The sequence below is a fragment of the Amycolatopsis sp. NPDC006125 genome (genome assembly GCF_040614195.1).
Lineage (GTDB): Bacteria > Actinomycetota > Actinomycetes > Mycobacteriales > Pseudonocardiaceae > Amycolatopsis_E > Amycolatopsis_E tucumanensis.
On sequence record NZ_JBEXTZ010000008.1, the window covers coordinates 80,931 to 100,990 of the forward strand.

15 protein-coding genes are annotated in these 20,060 nt (G+C 71.0%); 7 read left to right on the plus strand and 8 right to left on the minus strand.

Annotated elements, in window-relative coordinates; translation table 11 throughout:
• Positions 1-21: 21 nt before the first annotated feature.
• The 3 genes from ligD to ABZ193_RS06725 all read left to right on the plus strand — a co-directional run bounded on the left by ligD (position 22) and on the right by ABZ193_RS06725 (position 3,723).
• A complete protein-coding gene (ligD, locus tag ABZ193_RS06715; protein ID WP_354709191.1) occupies positions 22-963 on the plus strand; it encodes a non-homologous end-joining DNA ligase in 942 nt (313 codons plus the stop codon).
• Positions 963-1,952, plus strand: coding sequence for a Ku protein (locus tag ABZ193_RS06720; RefSeq protein WP_237338246.1), 990 nt, complete (start codon positions 963-965; stop codon positions 1,950-1,952). The genes ligD and ABZ193_RS06720 overlap by 1 nt, the downstream gene beginning before the upstream one ends.
• A gap of 289 nt (positions 1,953-2,241) precedes the next feature.
• The gene (locus tag ABZ193_RS06725; RefSeq protein WP_020416490.1) at positions 2,242-3,723 is read left to right on the plus strand and encodes an adenylate/guanylate cyclase domain-containing protein; all 1,482 of its coding nucleotides are present in this window, start codon (positions 2,242-2,244) and stop codon (positions 3,721-3,723) included.
• Here ABZ193_RS06725 and ABZ193_RS06730 read toward each other — a convergent pair.
• Entirely contained in the window at positions 3,720-4,727 is a 1,008-nt protein-coding gene (locus tag ABZ193_RS06730) for a beta-ketoacyl-ACP synthase III (protein WP_237338247.1), read from the minus strand. The two genes, ABZ193_RS06725 and ABZ193_RS06730, sit on opposite strands and share 4 nt — an antisense overlap.
• 120 nt (positions 4,728-4,847) lie before the next feature.
• Here ABZ193_RS06730 and ABZ193_RS06735 point away from each other — a divergent pair, with 120 nt between their 5' ends.
• From ABZ193_RS06735 to ABZ193_RS06745, 3 genes are all read left to right on the plus strand, one after another.
• Positions 4,848-5,957, plus strand: a complete 1,110-nt coding sequence (locus ABZ193_RS06735; protein WP_354709193.1) for a winged helix DNA-binding domain-containing protein — start codon at positions 4,848-4,850, stop codon at positions 5,955-5,957.
• A 37-nt stretch (positions 5,958-5,994) separates the two neighbouring features.
• Entirely contained in the window at positions 5,995-6,471 is a 477-nt protein-coding gene (locus tag ABZ193_RS06740) for an Lrp/AsnC family transcriptional regulator (RefSeq protein ID WP_027935626.1), read from the plus strand.
• A 152-nt stretch (positions 6,472-6,623) separates the two neighbouring features.
• On the plus strand, positions 6,624-7,028 hold the full coding sequence (locus ABZ193_RS06745; RefSeq protein WP_020416486.1) for an SsgA family sporulation/cell division regulator: 405 nt from the start codon (positions 6,624-6,626) through the stop codon (positions 7,026-7,028).
• Positions 7,029-7,771: 743 nt separating this feature from the next.
• On the opposite strand, the gene ABZ193_RS06750 is transcribed toward ABZ193_RS06745, so the two are convergent.
• From ABZ193_RS06750 to ABZ193_RS06770, 5 genes are all read right to left on the minus strand, one after another.
• Positions 7,772-8,458 (minus strand): hypothetical protein, encoded by a 687-nt coding sequence (locus tag ABZ193_RS06750; RefSeq protein ID WP_237338249.1) that lies wholly within the window; start codon positions 8,456-8,458, stop codon positions 7,772-7,774.
• Positions 8,459-8,714: 256 nt separating this feature from the next.
• The gene (locus ABZ193_RS06755; RefSeq protein WP_237338250.1) at positions 8,715-9,365 is read right to left on the minus strand and encodes a response regulator transcription factor; all 651 of its coding nucleotides are present in this window, start codon (positions 9,363-9,365) and stop codon (positions 8,715-8,717) included.
• Complete coding sequence (locus ABZ193_RS06760) at positions 9,362-10,609, minus strand: histidine kinase (RefSeq protein WP_237338251.1); 1,248 nt, start codon at positions 10,607-10,609, stop codon at positions 9,362-9,364. Before ABZ193_RS06760 ends, ABZ193_RS06755 begins: the two co-directional genes overlap by 4 nt.
• Before the next feature lie 184 nt (positions 10,610-10,793).
• Positions 10,794-13,091, minus strand: a complete 2,298-nt coding sequence (locus ABZ193_RS06765; protein ID WP_237338252.1) for a molybdopterin-dependent oxidoreductase — start codon at positions 13,089-13,091, stop codon at positions 10,794-10,796.
• A gap of 133 nt (positions 13,092-13,224) precedes the next feature.
• A complete protein-coding gene (locus ABZ193_RS06770) occupies positions 13,225-15,030 on the minus strand; it encodes a rhodanese-like domain-containing protein (protein WP_308191181.1) in 1,806 nt (601 codons plus the stop codon).
• Between the two features lie 876 nt (positions 15,031-15,906).
• Between ABZ193_RS06770 and ABZ193_RS06775 the strand changes: the two genes are divergently transcribed.
• Positions 15,907-16,536: a L,D-transpeptidase gene (locus tag ABZ193_RS06775; protein WP_354709195.1), complete on the plus strand. Its 630-nt coding sequence runs from the start codon at positions 15,907-15,909 to the stop codon at positions 16,534-16,536.
• Here ABZ193_RS06775 and ABZ193_RS06780 read toward each other — a convergent pair.
• Together ABZ193_RS06780 and ABZ193_RS06785 are read right to left on the minus strand one after the other, a co-directional pair.
• Complete coding sequence (locus ABZ193_RS06780) at positions 16,533-18,827, minus strand: helix-turn-helix transcriptional regulator (RefSeq protein ID WP_354709196.1); 2,295 nt, start codon at positions 18,825-18,827, stop codon at positions 16,533-16,535. The two genes, ABZ193_RS06775 and ABZ193_RS06780, sit on opposite strands and share 4 nt — an antisense overlap.
• The gene (locus tag ABZ193_RS06785) at positions 18,824-19,984 is read right to left on the minus strand and encodes an Hsp70 family protein (protein ID WP_354709197.1); all 1,161 of its coding nucleotides are present in this window, start codon (positions 19,982-19,984) and stop codon (positions 18,824-18,826) included. Before ABZ193_RS06785 ends, ABZ193_RS06780 begins: the two co-directional genes overlap by 4 nt.
• Positions 19,985-20,060 lie beyond the last annotated feature (76 nt).

Sequence of the window (20,060 nt, forward strand, 5' to 3'; positions counted from 1 at the left end):
TTCGCAGGGTAACCGCCGATCATGGCTGATCCCGGGTGGCGCGCGCCGATGCTGGCGACGCTGACCCAGCAGCCGTTCTCCAGGGAGAACTGGCTGTTCGAGCGCAAGCTCGACGGGGTCCGCGCCATCTGCTCGCGCGACGGCGGCCCGCCCGTGCTGTGGTCGCGCAACCACAACGACATCAGCGCCGGGTATCCGGAACTCGGGGAGGCGCTCGCCGGATCGGGCGCCTCCTCCTTCGTCGCCGACGGCGAGATCGTCGCGTTCGACGGCGACCAGACCAGCTTCGCCCGGCTGCAGCAGCGCATCCACCTGACCGACCGGCGGCGCATCGAGGCCACCGGCGTCGCGGTGTACCTGTACCTGTTCGACCTGCTGGCCTTCGACGGCCACGACACCACTGGGCTGCCGCTGCGGCAGCGGAAGCAGTTGCTGCGCAAGGCTTTCGACTGGGGCGGGGCGTTGCGGTACGCCACGCACCGCAACACCACCGGCGAGGAGTACTTCGCCCACGCGTGCGCGCGCGGCTGGGAAGGCGTTATCGCCAAGCGGGCGGACGCGCCGTACCGGTCCGGGCGGACGACCGACTGGCTGAAGTTCAAGTGCGTCAAGGAGCAGGAGTTCGTCGTCGGCGGGTTCAGCGCGCCGGGCGGGGCACGGACCGGGTTCGGCGCGTTGCTGGTCGGCTACTACGACCGCGGCCGGTTGCGGTACGCGGGGAAGGTCGGCGCCGGCTACAGCGAGGCCACGCTGCGTGAGCTGACCGGCACGCTGACGGGTCTGGAGCGCCGCCGGTCGCCGTTCGACGAGCCGGTGCCCGAGCGCGGGCCGCGCTGGGTCGAGCCGAAGGTGGTCGTGCAGGTGCGGTTTTCGGAGTGGACCGGCGACGGCAAGCTGCGGCATCCTCGGTTCACGGGCGTGCGTGTCGACAAGTCGGCTACCGAAGTGGTCCGGGAGGCGTGATGGCGCGAGCGATCTGGAGCGGTGCGATCAACTTCGGCCTGGTGACGGTGCCGGTCGAGCTGTACTCCGCGACCGAGGACCACACCGTGCACTTCCGGCAGTTCGAGCGCGGCACGTCGGACCGGATCCGGTACAAGCGCGTGAACGAGCGGACCGGCGAGGAGGTGGCCTACGAGGACATCGTGAAGGGCTACGACCTCGGCGACGGCGACTACGTGCTGGTCGAGCAGGAGGAGCTGGACCAGATCGCGCCCGGCCGGTCCCGGTCCATCGACATCGAGTCGTTCGTCGACCTCGGCGAGATCGACCCGCTGTACTTCCAGAAGAGCTACTGGCTGGCGCCGACGAAGGAGGAGTTCGGGCGCGCGTACGGGCTGCTCATGCAGGCCATGGCGGAGACCAACAAGGCCGGCATCGCACGCTTCGTGATGCGCGGCAAGGAGCACATCGCCGCGGTCCGCGCCGGTGATGGTGTGCTCGTGCTGGACACGCTGCTGTTCGCCGAGGACGTGCGGAACCCGGCGAAGGAGCTGAAGAAGCTGCCGGAGAAGGCGGAGCCGCGGGGCCGGGAACTGGAGATGGCGGTCGCGCTGGTGGACTCCATGGCGGACGACTGGCGTCCCGACGACTACCACGACCAGTACAACGAGCGCGTCCTGAAGCTGATCGACGACAAGAAGGCCGGGCGCACGGTGACGGTCGAGGACGAGCCCGGCGAGCCGACCAAGGTGGTCGACCTGTTCGAAGCGCTGTCCCGCAGCGTCGAGCGGCGCAAGGGCGCCGGCGGGAAGTCGGAGAAGGCCGCTTCGGGCGCCCCGAAGAAGTCCCGGAAGGCGGCGGAGCCGGACCTGTCCGAGCTGAGCAAGGCGGAGCTGGACAAGATGGCGCGGGAGCTCGACATCAAGGGCCGATCGAAACTCAACCGCGCCGAGCTGGAGAAAGCCATCCGGGAGGCGCGGCCGGCCAGTTCGCGCAAACGCGCTTCCTGACCCGGGCGGGCTCCTCCGTCCGCAAGGCGTGTCCAGCGCCGGACGCGCCGCGGCGCCGCCGCTGTCCCCGACCACTCTCTCCCGCTTCCGTCGCGCACGCCCCGGCGTCGCCCGAAACCGAGCCCGATCGCCACTGCACGCCGGCTCTCAACCCCAGGTTCTCACCGCACTCCCACTGCTTCCTCCCGTCACACCCCGAGCCTTGTCCACCGAACCCCCCGCGCGGGCAGGCCCGCCACTCACCGCGACAACGCGCCCTACCCCCGCCGCTGGCAATACGATCAACTCCGTGCCGAAGTTCGCCCAGCTCGCGAAGTTCCGCGTGGTGCTGCGCACCGGGCTGGGGTTCGTCGTCCTCGGCGTCGGGTCGAGCGTGTGCGGCGCGGCGGCCGTCTGGCTGCTGCTGTTCCTCCAGGGCATCCCCGCCGACATGGGCGACCGCAGCTGGATCCTGCTCACCTGCGCCGGCGCGTACGTCCTGCTCTCGGTGCTCGTCGGCTCGGCGTGGTCGGCGATCCTGCACCGCCGCACCGCCGTCTGGTTCGCCCAGGGCCGCCGCCCGACGCCGCCGGAAGCCCGCCGCGCGCTCCGCCTGCCCCGCGACCTGGCGCTGGTCAGCGGCACCCTCTGGCTCGGCGGCACGATCATCCTCGGCACCCTCACCAGCATCCTGGGCTCCGCGCTCGACGCCCTCGGCGTCACCCTCGCCGTCGGGCTCGGCGGGCTGCTCACCGTCGGCCTGATGTACCTGGCCGCGGAGTGGGTCGCGCGGCCGATCCTGATCCTCGCGCTGGAAGTGAGCCCGCCGCGCAACGCGGTGTCGGTCAGCGTCCTGTCCCGGCTCGCGATCACGTGGGCCGTAGCGAGCGGGGTTCCGCTGCTCGGCGTGCTGATCGTCGCCGCGCCGCCGAACATCGGCAGGGCCGACGAGACCTCCAGCCTCATCATGCTGTCGATCGTCGGGCTCGTCAGCGGCGCGATCGGCACCGCGCTCCTCGCGCGGGCGGTCGCCGCGCCGTTGCGCCGGTTGCGGATGGCGGTCGGCCTCGTCACCCGCGGCCGCAAGGACGTTTCGGTGCGCGTCGACGACGCCAGCGAGATCGGCTCGCTCCAGGTGTCGGTGAACAGCATGGTCGCCGGGCTGCGCGAGCAGGACCGGCTGCGGGACCTGTTCGGCAGGCACGTGGGCATCGACGTCGCCCGGCACGCACTGGAGCACGGCGTGTCGCTGAGCGGTGACGTGCGAGAGGTCGCCGCGTTGTTCGTCGACGTCGTGGACTCGACCGCCCTGGCCTACCGGCTGCCGCCCGAGGAGATCGTGCGCAAGCTGAACCGGTTGTTCGACAGCGTGGTCTCAGCGGTCGACGCGCGCGGCGGGTTAGTCAACAAGTTCCAGGGCGACGCCGCGTTGTGCGTCTTCGGGGCGCCCACCCGGCTGGCCGACCCGGCGACCGCGGCGATGTCCGCGGCGCGCGCCATCCGGGACGCGGTTCGCGAGGAGGGCGAGCTGGATCTGGGCATCGGCGTCGCGTGGGGGCCGGTGTTCGCGGGGCAACTGGGCAGCCGCAGCCGGCTCGAGTACACGGTCATCGGCGACGCGGTGAACGAAGCGGCCCGGCTAACCGAGCACGCGAAGCACGTGCCCGGCCGCATCCTCGCCAGCGACACCCTCTGGTCGCAGGCCGCGTCGGGCGAGCAGACCCGGTGGTCCCGCCACGAGACGGTTCAGCTGCGCGGGCGGGACACGCCCACGAAGACCTGGACGAACTAGGCCTCGCCGCCAGGCTTGACGTCGGGCCAGGTCAGGAGGGTCGAACCCCACGTCAGCCCGGCGCCGAACGCGGTCAGCAGCACCCGGTGGCCGGGCTGGAGCTCGCCGTCGTCACAGGCGTCGGCCAGCGCGAGCGGGATCGAGGCGGCGCTGGTGTTGCCGACGCGCTCGATGTTCGCCACCACCCGGTCGTTCGGCATGCCCAGCTGTTTGGCGGTGGCCTGCAGGATTCGGATGTTCGCCTGGTGGCCGACGAACCGGTCGACGTCGCCGACCCCGAGCCCGGACCGCTCCAGCACGGCACGGGCGGATTCCGCCATGCGCGCGCAGGCGTGCCGGAACACGGCGGTGCCCTGCATGGTCAGGTAGTGGTCGTGCGGATTGGCCGACTGGCGCTGTTTCGCGCCACCGGCCGGGACGATCAGCAGGTCCGCGTTCTCGCCCTCGCTGTGCAGGTCGAACGCGCCGAGCGCGCCCGGCTCGTCGGCGGTCCCGGCACGCAGCACGACGGCGCCCGCGCCGTCACCGAAGATCGGGACGGTGGTGCGGTCGGCGGGGTCGCAGTAGCGGCTGAACGCGTCCGCGCCGACGACGAGCACGCGGCCCGCGACGCCGCCGGCGATCATGCCCGCGGCCGTGGCCAGCGCGTAGATGAAGCCGCTGCAGACGGCGTTGACGTCGAAGGCGGCGACCCCGCTGAGCCCGAGCCCCGAGGCGACCTGCGGTGCGCTGGCCGGGCAGAGGTAGTCGGGCGTCGCCGTCGCGAGCACCACCGCGTCGATCGCGTCGGACCCGGCGCTGCGCAAGGCGTTGCGCCCCGCGGCGATCGCCATGTCCACAGTGGACACGTCGGGGTCGGCGATGCGGCGCTCGCCGATGCCGGTGCGCGCGCGAATCCATTCGTCGGAGGTGTTCAGGTGCTGGGCGAGGTCGTCGTTGTCCACCACCCGCGGCGGCAGCCAGGCTCCCAGCCCGGCAAGGACCGCGTGGTGTCCGTCATGCATGGAACCACTTGTAGGGGCTACCCCTGGGTAGACCGGTGAGTTGTGTTCCAGGTCACAAAACGCGGCCACGAAAGGACTACGCGGACCGGAACTGTCACCGATAGGTTCTAGGGTTCGGCCATGCCGGACACGCTGGGGCAGCGCGCGCTGAACCGGGCTCTGCTCGCCCGTCAGCTGCTGTTGCGCAGGACGAAGCTCACACCGCTGGAAGCCGTCCGGCACCTCTGCGGGCTCCAGGCGCAGGCGCCGTTCCCGCCCTACTACGGGTTGTGGTCACGCCTGCACGGTTTCCGGCCGGAACAGCTCGCACAGCTCCTGCTCGACCGGCAGGTGGTGCGGATCGCCTTGATGCGGGGCACCGTGCACCTGGTGACGGCGGACGACTGCCGGTGGCTGCGCCCGCTTCTGCAGCCGCTGTTCGACCGCGACCTGCGCACCAACGCCGCCTACAAGAAATCGCTTGCCCCGCTTGACCTGAACGCGGTCGCGGAGCAGGCGCGCGCGTTGCTGGCGGAGGAGCCGCGCACCCCGGCCGCGCTGGGCGAACAGCTTGCGCAGGTGTGGCCGGAAACGCCCGCGTCGGCGCTCGCGCACGCCGCCCGCGGCTTGCTCCCGCTCGTGCAGGTCCCGCCGCGCGCGGTGTGGGGCCGCAGCGGGCGGACGACTCTCGCGACGGCGGAGGACTGGCTCGGGCGCCCGCTGGAGCGGAACGCCTCACTGGACGACCTGGTGCTGCGCTACTTGGCGGCGTTCGGGCCGGCGAGCGTCGCGGACGTGCAGACGTGGAGCGGGCTGACGCGGCTCGGCGAGGTGGTGGACCGGCTGCGCCCGCGGCTGCGGGTGTTCCGGACCGAGCAGGGCCGCGAGGTGTTCGACCTGCCCGATGCGCCGCGCCCGGACCCGGCCACGCCCGCGCCGCCGCGGTTCATCGCCGAGTTCGACAACCTGCTGTTGTCGCACGCCGACCGGACCCGGGTGCTGCCGGAGGACGCGCGCAAGCGGGTGTTCGGGGTGCCGAACGGGGTGTTCCCCGGAACGGTCCTGGTCGACGGGCTGGTGCGCGGCAGCTGGCGGATCACGCGGTCGCAAGCTGGGGCGGCGCTGGAGATCGAGCCGTACGGGCGTGTCTCCAAAAAGGACCGGGAGGCGCTGGAGAGCGCGGGGGCGCGGCTGGTGCGTTTCGCTGTCGGCGAAGATGCCTGCGACATCCGCTTCGCACCCCTTGCGTGAGCCGCGTCGCACACCCGGTTTTGGTTACGATGCGGTGGTGCCCGCCGTTGACCTGGACAAACTCGACTACGAGATTTTGCGACGCCTGCAGGACGACTCGCGGACGATCGCCGAGACGATCGGCGCCGAGGTGGGCCTGTCGGCTGCCGCGGTGCAGCGCCGCATCAAGCGGTTGCGGCACGCCGGCGTGATCTCGCGCGAGGTCGCGGTGATCGATCCGCCGTCGGTCGGGGTCCACATGACGTTCATCGTGATGGTGGAGATGGAGCGCGAGCGGCTGGAGGTGCTGGACGCGTTCCGGAAGCAGGTGCTGGCTGATTCCGCTGTGCAACAGTGCTACTACGTTACGGGGTCGGCGGACTTCATCCTGGTGGTGCAGTGCCGGGACATGGGGGAGTTCGAGGCGTTCACGCGGCGGATGTTCTTCGACAACGGCGAGGTGCGGCACTTCACGACGAGCGTCGCGATGGACCGCGTCAAGGTGGGCCTGACCGTTCCCCTGAACGGCGGCTGATCACGACGGTCCCGCGTGTTACAGGTTCGAAGATTTTGCAACCGATCGCGTGAAAGTCGCCCGCGACGCATCATTTTCGGGCTCCGCTTACATCTCATCGCTGTCCGACCCGTTCGCGCCGGGAGCGCGAACAAGACCGCGAGAGGTGGCACGTGAACACCGATACCGTCACCCAGAGCCAGTTCGTGTCACTCAACGGCTCCAGTGCTCCAGTCCTGTCTCGACTGTCGTACGTCGCGAGCGAGCCGTTCGCCGTGAACATCGCCTTCCGGACGGAGCGTGGCCGTTGGGTGGAGTGGACCTTCGCCCGGGAGCTGCTCGTCACGGGCCTGCGCGAGCCCTCCGGCATCGGCGACGTGCGAGTCCGCCCCGACCTGTCGACCGACGAGGGCATCCTCATCCTGGAGATCGAGTCCCCCGACGGCTACGCGCTGGTCGAAATCGAGCGCGAGGACGTCGAGCGCTTCCTGGACGCCGCTACGGAACTCGTCCCGCTGGGCACGGAGAGCGACCGCTTCGACGTGGACGCCTTCATCGACGAGATCACGAACGTCTGACCCTGGCACCGCACCCTCGCGGCGCCGGGGTCGCCCCCGGCTGACTCCAGGCACGAGGCTGACTCACCCCGTGCCACCCCCATCGCTCGGCTGGCCCGCGCGGTCAGCTCAGTCGGTGTGACACCCGACGGCTCGACACGTCGCCAAGCCGACACCCGACGCCGCCGACGCGTTGGCACCTCGACGTCTCGACAAGCCGACGCGTCGACAGCCCGCCAGCTATCGACCTGTCGGCAAGCCGGCACCTCGGCTACTCGGCGGCTGGGCGTTTTCGACACAACGGCTCCCCGCACGCCGACACCTCGCCACCACAGCAGGGCGCCGGCTCGGACCACAGCAGGCCGACACCTCGGCATCAGAGCGGGACGCCGCCCGGGCCCCTGCACGTCGACACAGCGGCTCCCCGCACTTCGACACAACCCGGTACCTCAGCAGGTCGCCGCCTCGGCACCGCAACGTGGCGCCACCTCGGCTCCCCTCCACGTCGTCGCCTCGACACCCTGCGTCGCCTCAACACCTGCAGTCGGCGACTCAGCAACTCAGCAGCCCGACGCGTCACTGACTCGACATCTCGGCACGTCGGTGCTCGGCCGACCTGATTCCGCCACCAGCCCGCCCACGGGGAACAGCCGCCTCAAGCCTGCGCAGCCAATCCTGGCCCCGGCTTACCTGCCCATCGGGTCAGCCCAGAACCCAGGCTGCAGCTTCGCCGACGATTCCTCGGCCGGCACCGACCCAGAGCGTCAGCGACCGAGCGGCCCGAAGGACCGCGGAGACCGGTCCTGCTCCTCGTCGAAGTCACCGCGCGGGTCGATCTGGTTCCACGTCCAGACCTCGAACAGCTGCTTGATCTGCTCGTCGAGCGTCTGGCCGAGCGGCTTGCCCTGCTCCGTGGTCTCCTCGACCGGACCGGTACGCGCCTCGCCGCGGTCGGCGGCCGTCTTCTTGGTTGCGGTCGGCTTCTTCTGCACCGGCGCAGAGGTCTTGGCCGTCGGCGGCGCCACTGGCGGTGCGGTGGTCACCGGCGCCTGGGGAACGGAACTCGTGCTCGGAGCCGGTTGCACCGGCTGATTGACACCCGCGTTCGGAACGACCCCAGCGGCCACCGCGGGTGCAGTCTCCGCATCCTGGCCGGCGCCGAAGGCGCCACCCGCGATCCAGCCCACACCCACGAGGACAACAGCCGCAGCTGCGACCAGCAGATTGCGACGGACCCGCCGGAGCAACCGCCGCTTCTCCACGGCGCCGGGCAGATCAACCACCACCGGGGCGAGGGCGAGCTCGCCGGACACCGGCGGGAAGTCGGCACCTGTGGGCTCGTCGTCTTCGACGGGCTTGGGCGCGCTCGCCGCAACGATTCCCGTACGGTCCGCCAGTTGCACGCTCCACACGAGGTCATCCGACCTGTCACGCAGGATCGTGCGCGCCATCAACACCCTCCATCGGCACGGCGTGGACTGTCCCCACTACTTCGCCGCTCGCCGGGCGTCACTCGACCACCCCACAGAACCAGCTGCGGCTCGGGAAAAGCTACCAGCGCGATGAGTTCATCGATGGCGAGAGACTCTCACTTTCCCTGATCATGGAGAAAGATAACTCCATCGGGTGATGATCAAGTGCACAATCCTGCGGTCCGTAGTCATCGCCCTCTCCTGCTCGCTCGACCTGTCGTTACCTTCTGCCCCTTCACCTCCCCTCAGCGCTGGTTTCCCACGCCCAAGCCGCGATCGCGACCCGATTACACAGGCCCAGCTTCCGCTGGATGCTCCTCAAGTGCGTTTTCACCGTTCCTGCCGTGATTCCCAGAGCCTCGGCGATCTCCAGGTTCGTCTTCGCCTCCGCGACGAGACGCGCTATCTCCCATTCCCGGTCGGTCAACACCGTCGGCCGGCGACCACCGACGGCCGGTAGGCCCATCTGCCGGAAGAGGCGCATGGTCATCTGTGGACTGATCAGCATGTCGCCCGACACGGCAGCGCGAACACCTTCAACCAGCAACCCAGGCCCGGACCGCTTCAACAGGAACCCGCAAGCACCGTTCTGGAGCGCGACTCGCGCGTACTCGTCGAGTTCGAACGTCGTGATCACGATGACCCGCAGTGGATCCGCCACCTCCGGTCCGGCAAGCTCCTGGGTCACCGACAACCCGTCGCGTCCCGGCATCCGGACGTCTACCAGCACGACGTCCGGCCTCAACTCACGAGCCCGTTGCACGGCCGATTCCCCATCAGCCGCCTCACCGACCACCTCGAGATCGTCCTCAGCCTCGAAGATCTGGCGCAGAGTCCGGCGAACCACCTCCTGATCGTCTGCGATGAGAATCTGGGTCGTCGTCACGAGACCACCGGGATCACCACGTGAACGGCCCAGCCCGCCTGCCCCACCGGACCCGCCCACGCTGTCCCGCCGAGCGCGACGACTCGTTCTGCCAAGCCGCGCAAGCCCGACCCACCGGCGCGAGCCCGCTTGAGCAATCCCTGCCTTCGCACACCGTCGTTGACCACTCGGACGAGCAGGTGCGCACCGTTGCGGCGTACCGCCACCGACACCTGACGCGCCTCTGGAGCATGGCGCCGTACGTTTGTGAGAGCTTCCAGCACCACGCGGCGGATCGTGCCCGCGATCTCAGGCCGCACTTCCTCCGCTCGCTCATCCAACTCCAGCCGCACCCGGATGGGTCCGAGCGCCTCGAACCGTTGCACCAGGGCTGGCAGGTCTGGGGGCCAGCGTGACCGCTCGACGTCGGCCATTCCGGGCGCGTTCTCGCCGTGTCGAAGCCAGCACAGCGCCTTGTCAATCGAGTCGAGCACGCGAACGCCGGCCTCTTCGATGCGCTCCAGCGCACGATGCGCATCGCCCGGGACACGGCCGGGAAGCCGCGCAGCCTGAGCCTCCAGCACCAGCCCGGTCACCTCGTGCCCCAGCCAGTCGTGCAAGTCGCTCGCCAGTTGCAAGCGCTGCTCGCGGCGCGCGGCACAAACGGACTCCTCGCGCTTCTGGTCGAGAGACCTCAGGTACAGGCCAACCGCCACTGCACATGCTGCCAACAACGCCCAGCCGAAGCACCACTCGCTTGCCGAACCAGTCGGCGGAGACGCACGCGAACCGGCCGTGAGCCGCAGTGGCGCCAGAACCACCGCACTCATGAGCAACCCGGCGAAGAACGGCGCACCCCGCCCCTTCGCCTGTCGGACCGCCTGCACGAGGACGCACAGCAGGAAAGCGGTCTCCAAAAGCAGCCACGAAGCGAGGCTCTGAGACGCCGCTTCGCCGTCGCAGAACGTCGCCATCAGCGAGCTCACGGCTGCAACCCCGGACGCCGCAGCAATGACCGCGGGCCTGCGGGTGCGTTGCATCGCGATGCCCAGCGCGGCAAGGAGAACCACCAACGAAGACGCGGTGGTGAGCACGGTGCCGACGGGCATCGCCACGAGCACCGTGCACACCGCCCCGAGGACTGGGACAGGCCAGCCCAGTTCTGCCTTGATCCTTCGGCCGATGCCGGTGGTAGCGCTCATGTCTTCTCCTCGCTCGGAATTGGCGGTGATAGGAGAATGCACGAACTGACTCGCGAGCACCATCTACCAAAAGACAGATATTTCCGGGATCGCCAGAACGATTAGATCGATTGGGTTAGAGACTGAATTCGATTTTGGTGTACTGTCGAAGACACCGCAGGCCGCGAGAACCACCGAATCTGCTGCGGTGCAACCAAAATCGAGGACAAGGAGCTTCCATGCGCTACACCCTGCCCACCATCTCCAGCTACACCTCGCGTGTGCGCGAGATGACCGGTGGTCGATTCACGACAATGCCAGGTGGTTCACCCGCGAAGCGCTCGATTTCGACCAGCACGTGCTGCCCCGTGCACCCTTGGGACAGTCGTGACGACGGGACGTCCGCGGTGAGCACGTTAGGGTTGCCGTGCACGCACAGGGATCCCGCCGGATCGAACCAGGCGCCGGTCGGCAGCTGTGCCACGCCAGGGCGAAGATCGGTGCAGAGCAAGGCTCCAGCCAGACAAGCGCCGCGGTCATTGAATATGCGGACCACGTCTCCGTCGCTGATTCCCCGCCGACCCGCGTCGTCCGGGTGCAGGCGGACGGCCTCCCGGCCGGCGACCTTCGCCGCCTGGCTGACCGCACCGCCGTCGAGCTGACCGTGCAGCCGCGTGTGGGGCTGGTTGGCGATGAGGACCAACGGGAAACGAGCGGCCCGCTCACCGCCGGACCACTCGACGGGCTCCAGCCAGGCTGGATGACCAGGACAGTCGTCGTAACCGAACGAAGCCACTTTCTCGGAGACGATCTCGATCCGGCCGCTCGGGGTCGCGAGCCGGTTGGCTATGGGGTCGGCCCGGAAGTCGGCCCAGAGCGTCCGGTCGGTCTCCATGTTCGGCAACCGGAAGCCGCCCTCCTCCCAGAATTCCTCGAAGGACGGCACGAAGATTCCCTTGCCGGCCAGGCGCTGCCGCCAGGTGCCGTAGAGGTGCTCGAGCCACTCGCGCGCCGTGCGGCCCTCGGTGAACCGCTCCTCGATCCCCAGCCGGGCAGCCAGTCCGGCGAGGATCGCGTAGTCGTCCCTGGCCTGGCCGCAGGGTTCGGCGATCCGGTGCATCGCGACGAGGTGGGTGTCACGGCGGCCGGAGCCGAAGTCTTCACGCTCCAGTGCTGTCGTGGTGGGCAGAACGATGTCGGCGTGCCGTGCGGTGGCGGTCCAGAAGGGTTCGTGCACGACGACGGTGTCAGGCCGGGCGAACGCATTTCGTAGGCGGTTCAGGTCCTGGTGGTGGTGGAAGGGGTTGCCGCCGGCCCAGTACACGAGACGGATGTCCGGATAGGTGCGTTCGGTGCCGTCGTACTGGTAGCGGGTGCCGGGATTGAGGAGCATGTCCGCGATCCGGGCAACCGGGATGAACTGCTTGACCGGGTTGATCCCCTGGGACAGGTAGGGCACCTGGAAGTTCGGGCCGATATCGCCGCTGTCTCCCATGGAGCCGTATCCGTGCCCGAAGCCGCCCCCGGGCAGCCCGATCTGGCCGAGCATGGCGGCGAGGGCGATGGCGGCCCACACGGGTTGCTCACCGTGCTCGATGCGCTGAAGGCTCCAGGTGACGGTGATGAAGGTGCGGTGGGTGGCCATCCGCTTGGCGAGGTCGACGATGTCCGCGCCCGAGATGCCGGTCAGGGCGCTGGCCCAGGCGGCATCCTTGACAGTTCCGTCGTCGGCGCCGAAGAGGTAGCGCTCGAACGCGTCGTAGCCGGTGCAATAGCGGTCGAGGAAGTGGCGGTCGTGCAACCCTTCCGCGGCGAGGGTGTGCGCGAGCGCGAGCATGAGTGCGGTGTCCGTCGCGGGGCGGATGGGATACCACCGCGCGGCCAGCCGCTGCGGGAGATCAGCGCGGAGTGGGCTGATCAGGGCGACCTCGACGTCGCGGTCGGCGAGCTGGGCGAGGAACCCGGGTGTGTGGTGCCGGGTGACTCCGCCGGGTGTGACGAAGACGTTCTTCTCGGGGACTCCGCCGAACGCCACGAGTAGTTCGGTGTTCGCCACGATCGTCGGCCAGCTCGAACCATTGCGGAGGACATCGTTAGCGGTGCCGACGATGTGCGGCAGCACCACCGAGCTGGTGCCGTTGCTGTAGGTGTTGCGAGAGGAGGTGAAACCACCGAAGGCGTTGAGGAACCGGTGCAACTGGCTCTGGGCGTGGTGAAAGCGGCCAGCGCTCGCCCAGCCGTAGGAGCCGCCGTAGATCGCCTCGTTCCCGTGGTCGGCCCGGACCCGTCGGAGCTCGGCGGAAAGCAGATCAAGGGCCTCGTCCCAGCTGACCTCGACGAAGTCCTCGTGACCGCGTTTCGGATCCGGCCCCGGCCCGCGCTCCAACCACCCCCGTCGGATTGCCGGCGCCGCAATCCGGTTGGGGTCCGTCAGGGCGCTCGGCAGGTTGCCGAGTAACGGTGACGGCGCCGGGTCTTCTGGGTGCGCGGCGACCTGAAGGTGCCCGTTTTCGTCTAGTCCGGCTGAGAAGGCTCCCCAGTGCGAGGTGCTCGGCCGCAAGCGCATACGTCTACAACTACCAGGAAGGAAGGTGCGCGACCGTGTGGTGAGAAGTGAGCGTGGACATGTCCGGGCACGCGCTGCCCGGGCTGGGCTCCCTGCGTGAAGCAACCGACCCGGGCAGCACGTGGTCGCTTCGCTACGGGTTCGGGCCGGTCGCCGCGGGACGGTCGGGCTGGTTCGACCACTGCGACCACGAACCGGGGTACAAGGCCGCGTCGATGCCGGCGATCGCGAGGGCCGCGATCTCGTGAGCCGCCGTCACACCAGAGCCGCAGTACACCCCGACCGGGCCTTCGGCTGCGCCGAGCTCGCGGAAGCGGGCGGCGAGCTGCTCGGGCGAGCGGAACCGACCCTCGGTGGTGAGGTTCTCGCCGGTCGGCGCGCTGATGGCACCGGGGACGTGGCCGGCGCGGGGGTCGATCGGCTCCTGCTCGCCCCGGTAGCGCTCGCCGGCGCGGGCGTCGAACAGCGTGCCCTTACCAGGCAGCGCGGCTGCTTCGTCGATGGTGAGGACGGGCAGGTGACCGGGTTTGAGGACGATGTCGCCCGGCTCAGGGTTCCGGCCGAAACCGGTTTCCAGAGGCCGGTCGCCCCACGCGGCGAGCCCGCCGTCGAGGAGCCGGACGTCCGCGACGCCCGCCCAGCGGAGCAGCCACCAGGCGCGTGCGGCGACCAGGTTCCCGCTGTTGTCGTAGACGACGACGGACGAGCCCTCGCGAATACCCCAGCGGCGGGCGGCGGCTTGGAGCGCGTCGAGGTCTGGCAGGGGGTGGCGTCCCTCTGCGGGGGACGGCGGCGCGGCCAGTTCGGTGTCGAGGTCCACGTACACCGCGCCCGGCAGGTGGCCGTCGAGGTAGTGGCGGTGCCCGTTCGGGTCGCCCAGTGCCCAGCGCACGTCCAGCAGGACGGGTGGGGCGGACGAGTCGAGCTGCCGCTGGAGTTCGTCGGCGGTGATCAGGACCGGTGGCCGCGGCAGGTCGAGTTCCGCCGGGTCGGCCGAACCCGGCGCTTCGCCACGCGAGGCGGCCAGCGCGAGGCGGCGCTGCACCGCGGCGTTGAACGGTGTTGGGACGCCGTGCAACCGTCCGAGCAGGACGATCTCGCCGTTGAGGTAATCGCCTTCGACGGATCCGGCGCCTCGGGCCAGGCTCTGGCGGGTGGAGCTGCCGGCGCGTGGACGTCCAGGGATCTCGGCCGCGTCCGCGGCTGAGGCGTCTATTTCGGACGCTTCGCGTAGATCGACCGGTTCGATCCCTGCGGCGGCCAGCACTCGACGTCCCTCGGCTCGCAGGTCCCGGCTCAACGACGCGGTGCGCTCGTCGTGCCCGAAGAGCGCGTCGACGGCGTTGCCGAGGTTGGCGAGGAGCTTGCCGGCCTTCCAGCGCAGCAGGTCCGGCACGAGCTGGACGCCGAAGCCGGCTGTGCGCAGGTCGGCCGCGATCGCGCTGAGGCGCGGGTCGTCACCGGACGGGAACTGCCCCAGCCACAGGATGCCCGGCAGTTCAGCGCCCTGGGCGCTCACCTCACCCGGGTCGATGTAGGACACCGGCATCCACAGCGACGCGCCGAACACGGTGGCGAAACGACGCAGTGCCGCGCGCTCGTTCTCGAGGCCGTTCTGCAGCATCACGACCGGCAGGTCGGCGGCGAGGCCGGAGCCGGCCGGGCGCCACGACCACTCTTGGAGGACCGACTCGGTGTCCTGGGTCTTGGTGGCCACGACGAGGACGTCCGACGAGGTCAGTTCGACGTCGGCGGCGCTCCCGGCGACGGGCACCCGCACGAGCTGCTCGCCGGTGGGCCGGAAGTACCGCAGCCCCTGTTCGCGGATCTTGGCGCCGTGCTCGCCGCGCGCGATGAGCACGACCGGAAGGCCGGCGAGTTGCAGCTGAGCGGCGACGGTCGAGCCGACCGCGCCCGCTCCGATGATGACGTAGCGCATGGGGCCATCGTGCCCGAGCGGCGGGCTGGGGGTCTCGGTGCTTCCGCGGGTTGGGACTCGCACCGAGGACGCGCCTGGAGGCCGGGACTCTGCCCTGAGGGCTGGGGCGTGGGCGCGGGACGCTGGTCGTGGGACGCGGACGCGAGGCGCCGGGGACGAGACGGCCGGCGCCCGGCGCTCGACGCGAGACTGGCGGACGTGGAGCGCCAGGTGGGGGCGTTGGGCCGCGAGGCGCTGGTCGCATGGCGACCCGCACAAGGCGTGGGGCACCGGCCATGGGGGCGCGAGGCGGTGGGTACGAGGCTCCCGCGCGGCGGGTGTGGGGGTGGGAGCGAGGCGCTCGGGTGAACTGCGCGGGGCGCGGGGCGCGGGGCGCGGACGTGGGGTCGGGTGCCCAACGCAGGGAGCGGGCACGGACGCCGGACGGGGAGGCACAGGCAGGAGCAGACGCAGACGCTGAGACGGAGGTACCGGCACAGGCGGAGACGGGCCTGCGGCCGTGGCCGGTGGCTGGGGCCGGTGGCCGGTGGCCGGTCGCCTGGGGCAGAAGCAGGGGCTGGTGCTGGGGCTGGGGCTGGGCCGGTGGCAGGGGCAGGGGCAGGGGCTGGTGGCAGGGGCAGAGGCTGGGGTGCGGCCGGTGGCTGGGGTGCGGCCGGTGGCTGGTGGCCGGTGGCCGGTGACTGGGGCCGGGGCCGGGGCCGGGGCCGGGGCCGGGGCCGAACCAAATCACCTGAGGCAACGCCCCACCACTCATCCCAGTGAACTTTGCCCCCTCAAACCTGGTGCAACAAGATCGTGACCTGCGGCGCTCAACCACCGCCCCGCGGACCACGTCTATCCGCTTGTAGACACCGAACGAAAAGCTGGGGGAATCGAGTGACCGTCAAGAAGATGGTGCTGGCCGCGGCGGCCGTGGCAGCCGTGTTGGTGCTCGGCGCCTGTGGGGGCGCTTCTGAGCAGGCCGCCGTGCAGCAGGTCGCCGCGACCACCGCCGTGACCAGCGCTGCCCCCACCACCAGCGCGCCGCCCGTGACCACCACCTCGGCTGCGCCCGCGCCGAGCACCAGCAGCTCCGCGCCCGCGCCGTCGAGCAGCTCGAAGACCTCCACCTCGAAGAAGACCACCAGCACGACGACCAAGGCCAAGGCCGCTCCGGCAGGCGTGCCCTGCTCGGCCACCGTCGACGCGTGCGTGGACCTCTCCGCGAAGAAGGCGTGGCTCCTCAGCGGCGGCGAAGTCGTCTACGGCCCGGTCCAGATCATGCCCGGCTCAGCCAGCGACCCGACCCCCGTCGGCACCTTCCGCGTCTCGGCGAAGGTCAAGGACTACCACAGCCGCGAGTTCGACGCCCCCATGCCGTACTCGGTCTTCTTCCAGCCCGGCATCGCCTTCCACCAGGGCAGCCTGTCCAAGTACTCGCACGGCTGCATCCACCTGTCGCCGAGTGCGTCGCAGAAGTTCTTCGGCACCCTGACTTCCGGAGACACCGTGCAGGTCGTCCGCTAGGACGCCACCTGCACGATCTCCCGCAGCTCGGCCAGCAGCTCACCGCGACTGCCCGCGCCAAGACGCTGGCGCATCCGCGCCATGTGGTGCTCCACCGTCTTCGCCGAGATGAACAGCCGATCACCGATCTGCTTGTACGTCAGCCCGGCCACCACGAGCTCCGCGACCTGCCGCTCCCGCTCGCTCAGCCGCACCCCGCCCGTGTGCTCCACCGCCTCCCGGCCCGGCCGGCCCTGGAGCACACGGGCACAGTCCAGCAGGGTCACCATCGCCTTCCGGTCGGACGTCCGGATCGCCGCCTGCCCGGCCAGCCGCGCGCCGTCCCAGCACAGGCCCACCCCGTGCAGGTCACGCGCCGCCGTCTCGACCGCCACGGCGTCGACCTCGCCGCCCAGCACCTCCAGCCAGCACTGCGCCGCGCGGGCGATCGTCGCGAAGTACGGGCCCGCCGACGCCGCCTCCGACAGCGCCGCGGCGTGGGCGGCCGCCTCCTCCGGCTGCTCCGCGATCACCGCCGCGTGCAGGCCGCTCCAGTGCAACGCGCTCGCCCACAACGGCGGATTCCCCAGCCCGGCCAGCAACTCCCGCGCCTGCCGCAGGTGCGGCGCCAGCCGGTCCCGCTCCCCCAGCCGCGCCGCCGCCACCTCGAACTCCCCGAACGGCAGGAACGTGAACAGGTCGACCGGGTGCCGGACCACGGCCTCGCGCGCCTGGATCCAGATCCGCCGCAACCCGGCCAGATCACTCGACCGGCGCGTCAGCCCGACCCGCAACCCGACCGCGAACAACCAGTCCCGCGGCGACAACTGCTCCCCCGCCGACCGCAACTGCGCGGTCGCGCCCTCCTCGTCGCCACGCAGCATCGCGATCCACGCCAGCAGCAACCGGTGCCGCGGCACCAGCACACCCGACGACACCGCCCGCTCCAGCAACGGCTCCGCGATCGCCGCCTCACCCGAGTGCAACGCGACCAGCGCGCCCAGCGCCGCCGGGCTGTCCGGCAGCAGCACCCGGTCCGACACCGGCTCGAGCATCTCCGCCGAACGGATCAAAGTGGACAGTGCCACCGTCGGCTGGTCCGTCACCGACTCCAGCACACCACGAGCCGCCGACGACACCGCGCCCGCGAGCAGCGTCGGCGGACCGTCCACAGCGGACTTGCCGAGCAGCTTCTCCGCCTCCGCCAGCCGGCCGGACCCGGTCAGGCCGATCACCGCGAAGCAGCGCGCCGCAGCCGTGTCGGACCACTGGAACAGCTCCGCGCTGCGCGCCAGCTGGCCCCGGTGCGCCAGCGCCGCGCCCGCGACCTGCGCCCCCTCGGCCCGGTCCACCGCATCGTCCGCGGCGATCACCTGGTCGGCCAGCTGCAGCGCGGTGTCGAAGTCCCCGGTCCGCGCGACCGCCTCGGCCCAACGCGTGCCCACCGCCGCCGTCGGCCGCCCGGCCCGCACCGCCGCCTCGTACAACCGGGCGGCCAGCGCCGGATCGCCGGCCGCCTCGCCCGCGGCCACCTCGAACGCCGTCGCGACGTCCGCCCCGGTCACGCCCGTCCCGATCAACGGCCGGACCAGGCTCAGCACCGGCCCGCTGCGGTCGAGTTGCCGCCGGATCAGCCGCAGCCGCAACGCGATCCGCCGGTCCGCGGGCACCAGCTCACGCAGGCCCCGCGCGGCGACGGGCAGCAACCGGCCGTCCGGCCCGAGGTACCCGGTCGCGCGCACCGCTTCGACCGTCGAGGCGGGCAGGTTCAACGCGGCGAGCAGGTCCGGGTCGGCCCCGGCCTCGACCGCGAGCAGGTAGCACAGCGAATCCTCACCGGCCTGGTCCAGCTCGTGCCGGAACGCCGCGACCAGCTCACCGTCACCGCCAGCCAGCAAGCGCACGAACCCCGGCACGCCGCCGGTCTGCGCCAGCACCGTGTCGACCGCCAGCGGCCGCCCGGCCCTGGCCAGGAACGTCTCCGTGCGCAGCCGGTCGAACGGCCGCAGCACCAGCTGTCCCGTCAGACGGCCGAGCACCTGGTTGAGCGCGGAGGGCCGCGGGTGCGGACGGGCCGCGATGACCAGGCCGGCCGACTCGTCGTCGAGCTGCCGGGCCACTTCGGACAGTTCGGCGTCGGTGAGCAGGTGGGCGTCGTCGACCAGCCGCACGCCGGGCGCGCCGGCGAGGTGGTCGAGCACGGCGGTCTTGCCGTAGCCGCCAGGGGCCACGATCGCGAGGCGGACCGGCGCGAGCTGACCGGATTTGATCGCCGCGCAGACCCGCTCGGTGGGTTCGTCCAGCAGGATCACTCGTCGTCCTCGCTTCGGGAGCCGCCGCGGCGGGAGGGCGCGAACCGGCGACGGGGCGGTTCGAGCGGGGTCAGTACTACGGGCGGCCGCGGCGGAACGGGTTCGTCGTCGTACACGTCTTCGGGTTCCAGGTCGGGGAAGCCGGTCACCTTGGGCACGAGCGCGGTCGACTCGACCGCCGCGCCTTCCACGAGCCGCGCGACCAGCGCCGCCCCGCGCGCGACCGCGGACGCCGGCTCGGGCTCGGCGACCACCCGGCCACCGGTCAGCCCAGCGACCACTTCGGCCAGCAGCGGGACCGCCGCCGTGCCGCCGACCAGCAGCACGGCGCTCAGCCGTTCGTACCGGCGCAGCGGTTCGAGCGTCGCGAGCAGGCCCGGCCGCGCCAGCCGGTCGAACTCCGCACGCGTCACCCGGACCGGCCCGATCTCGGTCTCGGGCAACGCCGACAGCCGCTCCTTCGCCTCCGCGCACACCAGCCGCAACGCCGACGGCGCGACGTCGCCGCAGCGCTCACGGACGTGCTCGAACAGCAGGTCGTCGAGCGTCTTCCCGGCGGTCGGCTCGGCCGGTTCGGCGTGCGTGACCAGCTCGAACGTCGTGGCTCCGCGACGCAGCACGGCGAGGTCTACGTGCTCACCGCCGATCCGGCACACCCCGACGAGCGTCTGCGGATCGATCCGCTCACGCGCGAGGTGCCCCTCCGCGGCGGCGACCGGCGTCGGCAACAGCATCGCGGGCGGCAAGCCGGCCGCGGCCAGCGCGTCCAGCAGCAGCTTGCGCCGGTAGGTGCCCCAGGACGGCGGGTGGGTGATCGCGATGCGCTCGGCAGGCTCGCCCTCGTCGGCGGCGACCTGGTCCACGACCCACCCCGCGACGGCGGCCGTGAGCGCCTCGGCCGTGTACAGCTCGTCACCGAGGAGGAACGGAACGTCGTCGCCGACCCGGCGCAGGAAACCACGCGCCACGCGGTCGGGTTCCACGACCGACCGCCGCACCGCCTCCGCGCCGACCGACACCGTCGCGTCCGGAGCGACGTGCACGACCGACTCGACGCCAGGCACGACCACCGGCTCCGACCAGCGTTCGCCCACGTCACGGCACACGGCAGCGGCGATGCCGGTGCTGCCGATGTCGATGCCGAGAACGTGACGCATAGGGGTTGAATCCTCACTCACGGGGTCGCCCCTTCGTACCAAAGTCGCCCGTTGGGGTCACATCCCCTAATCCCCT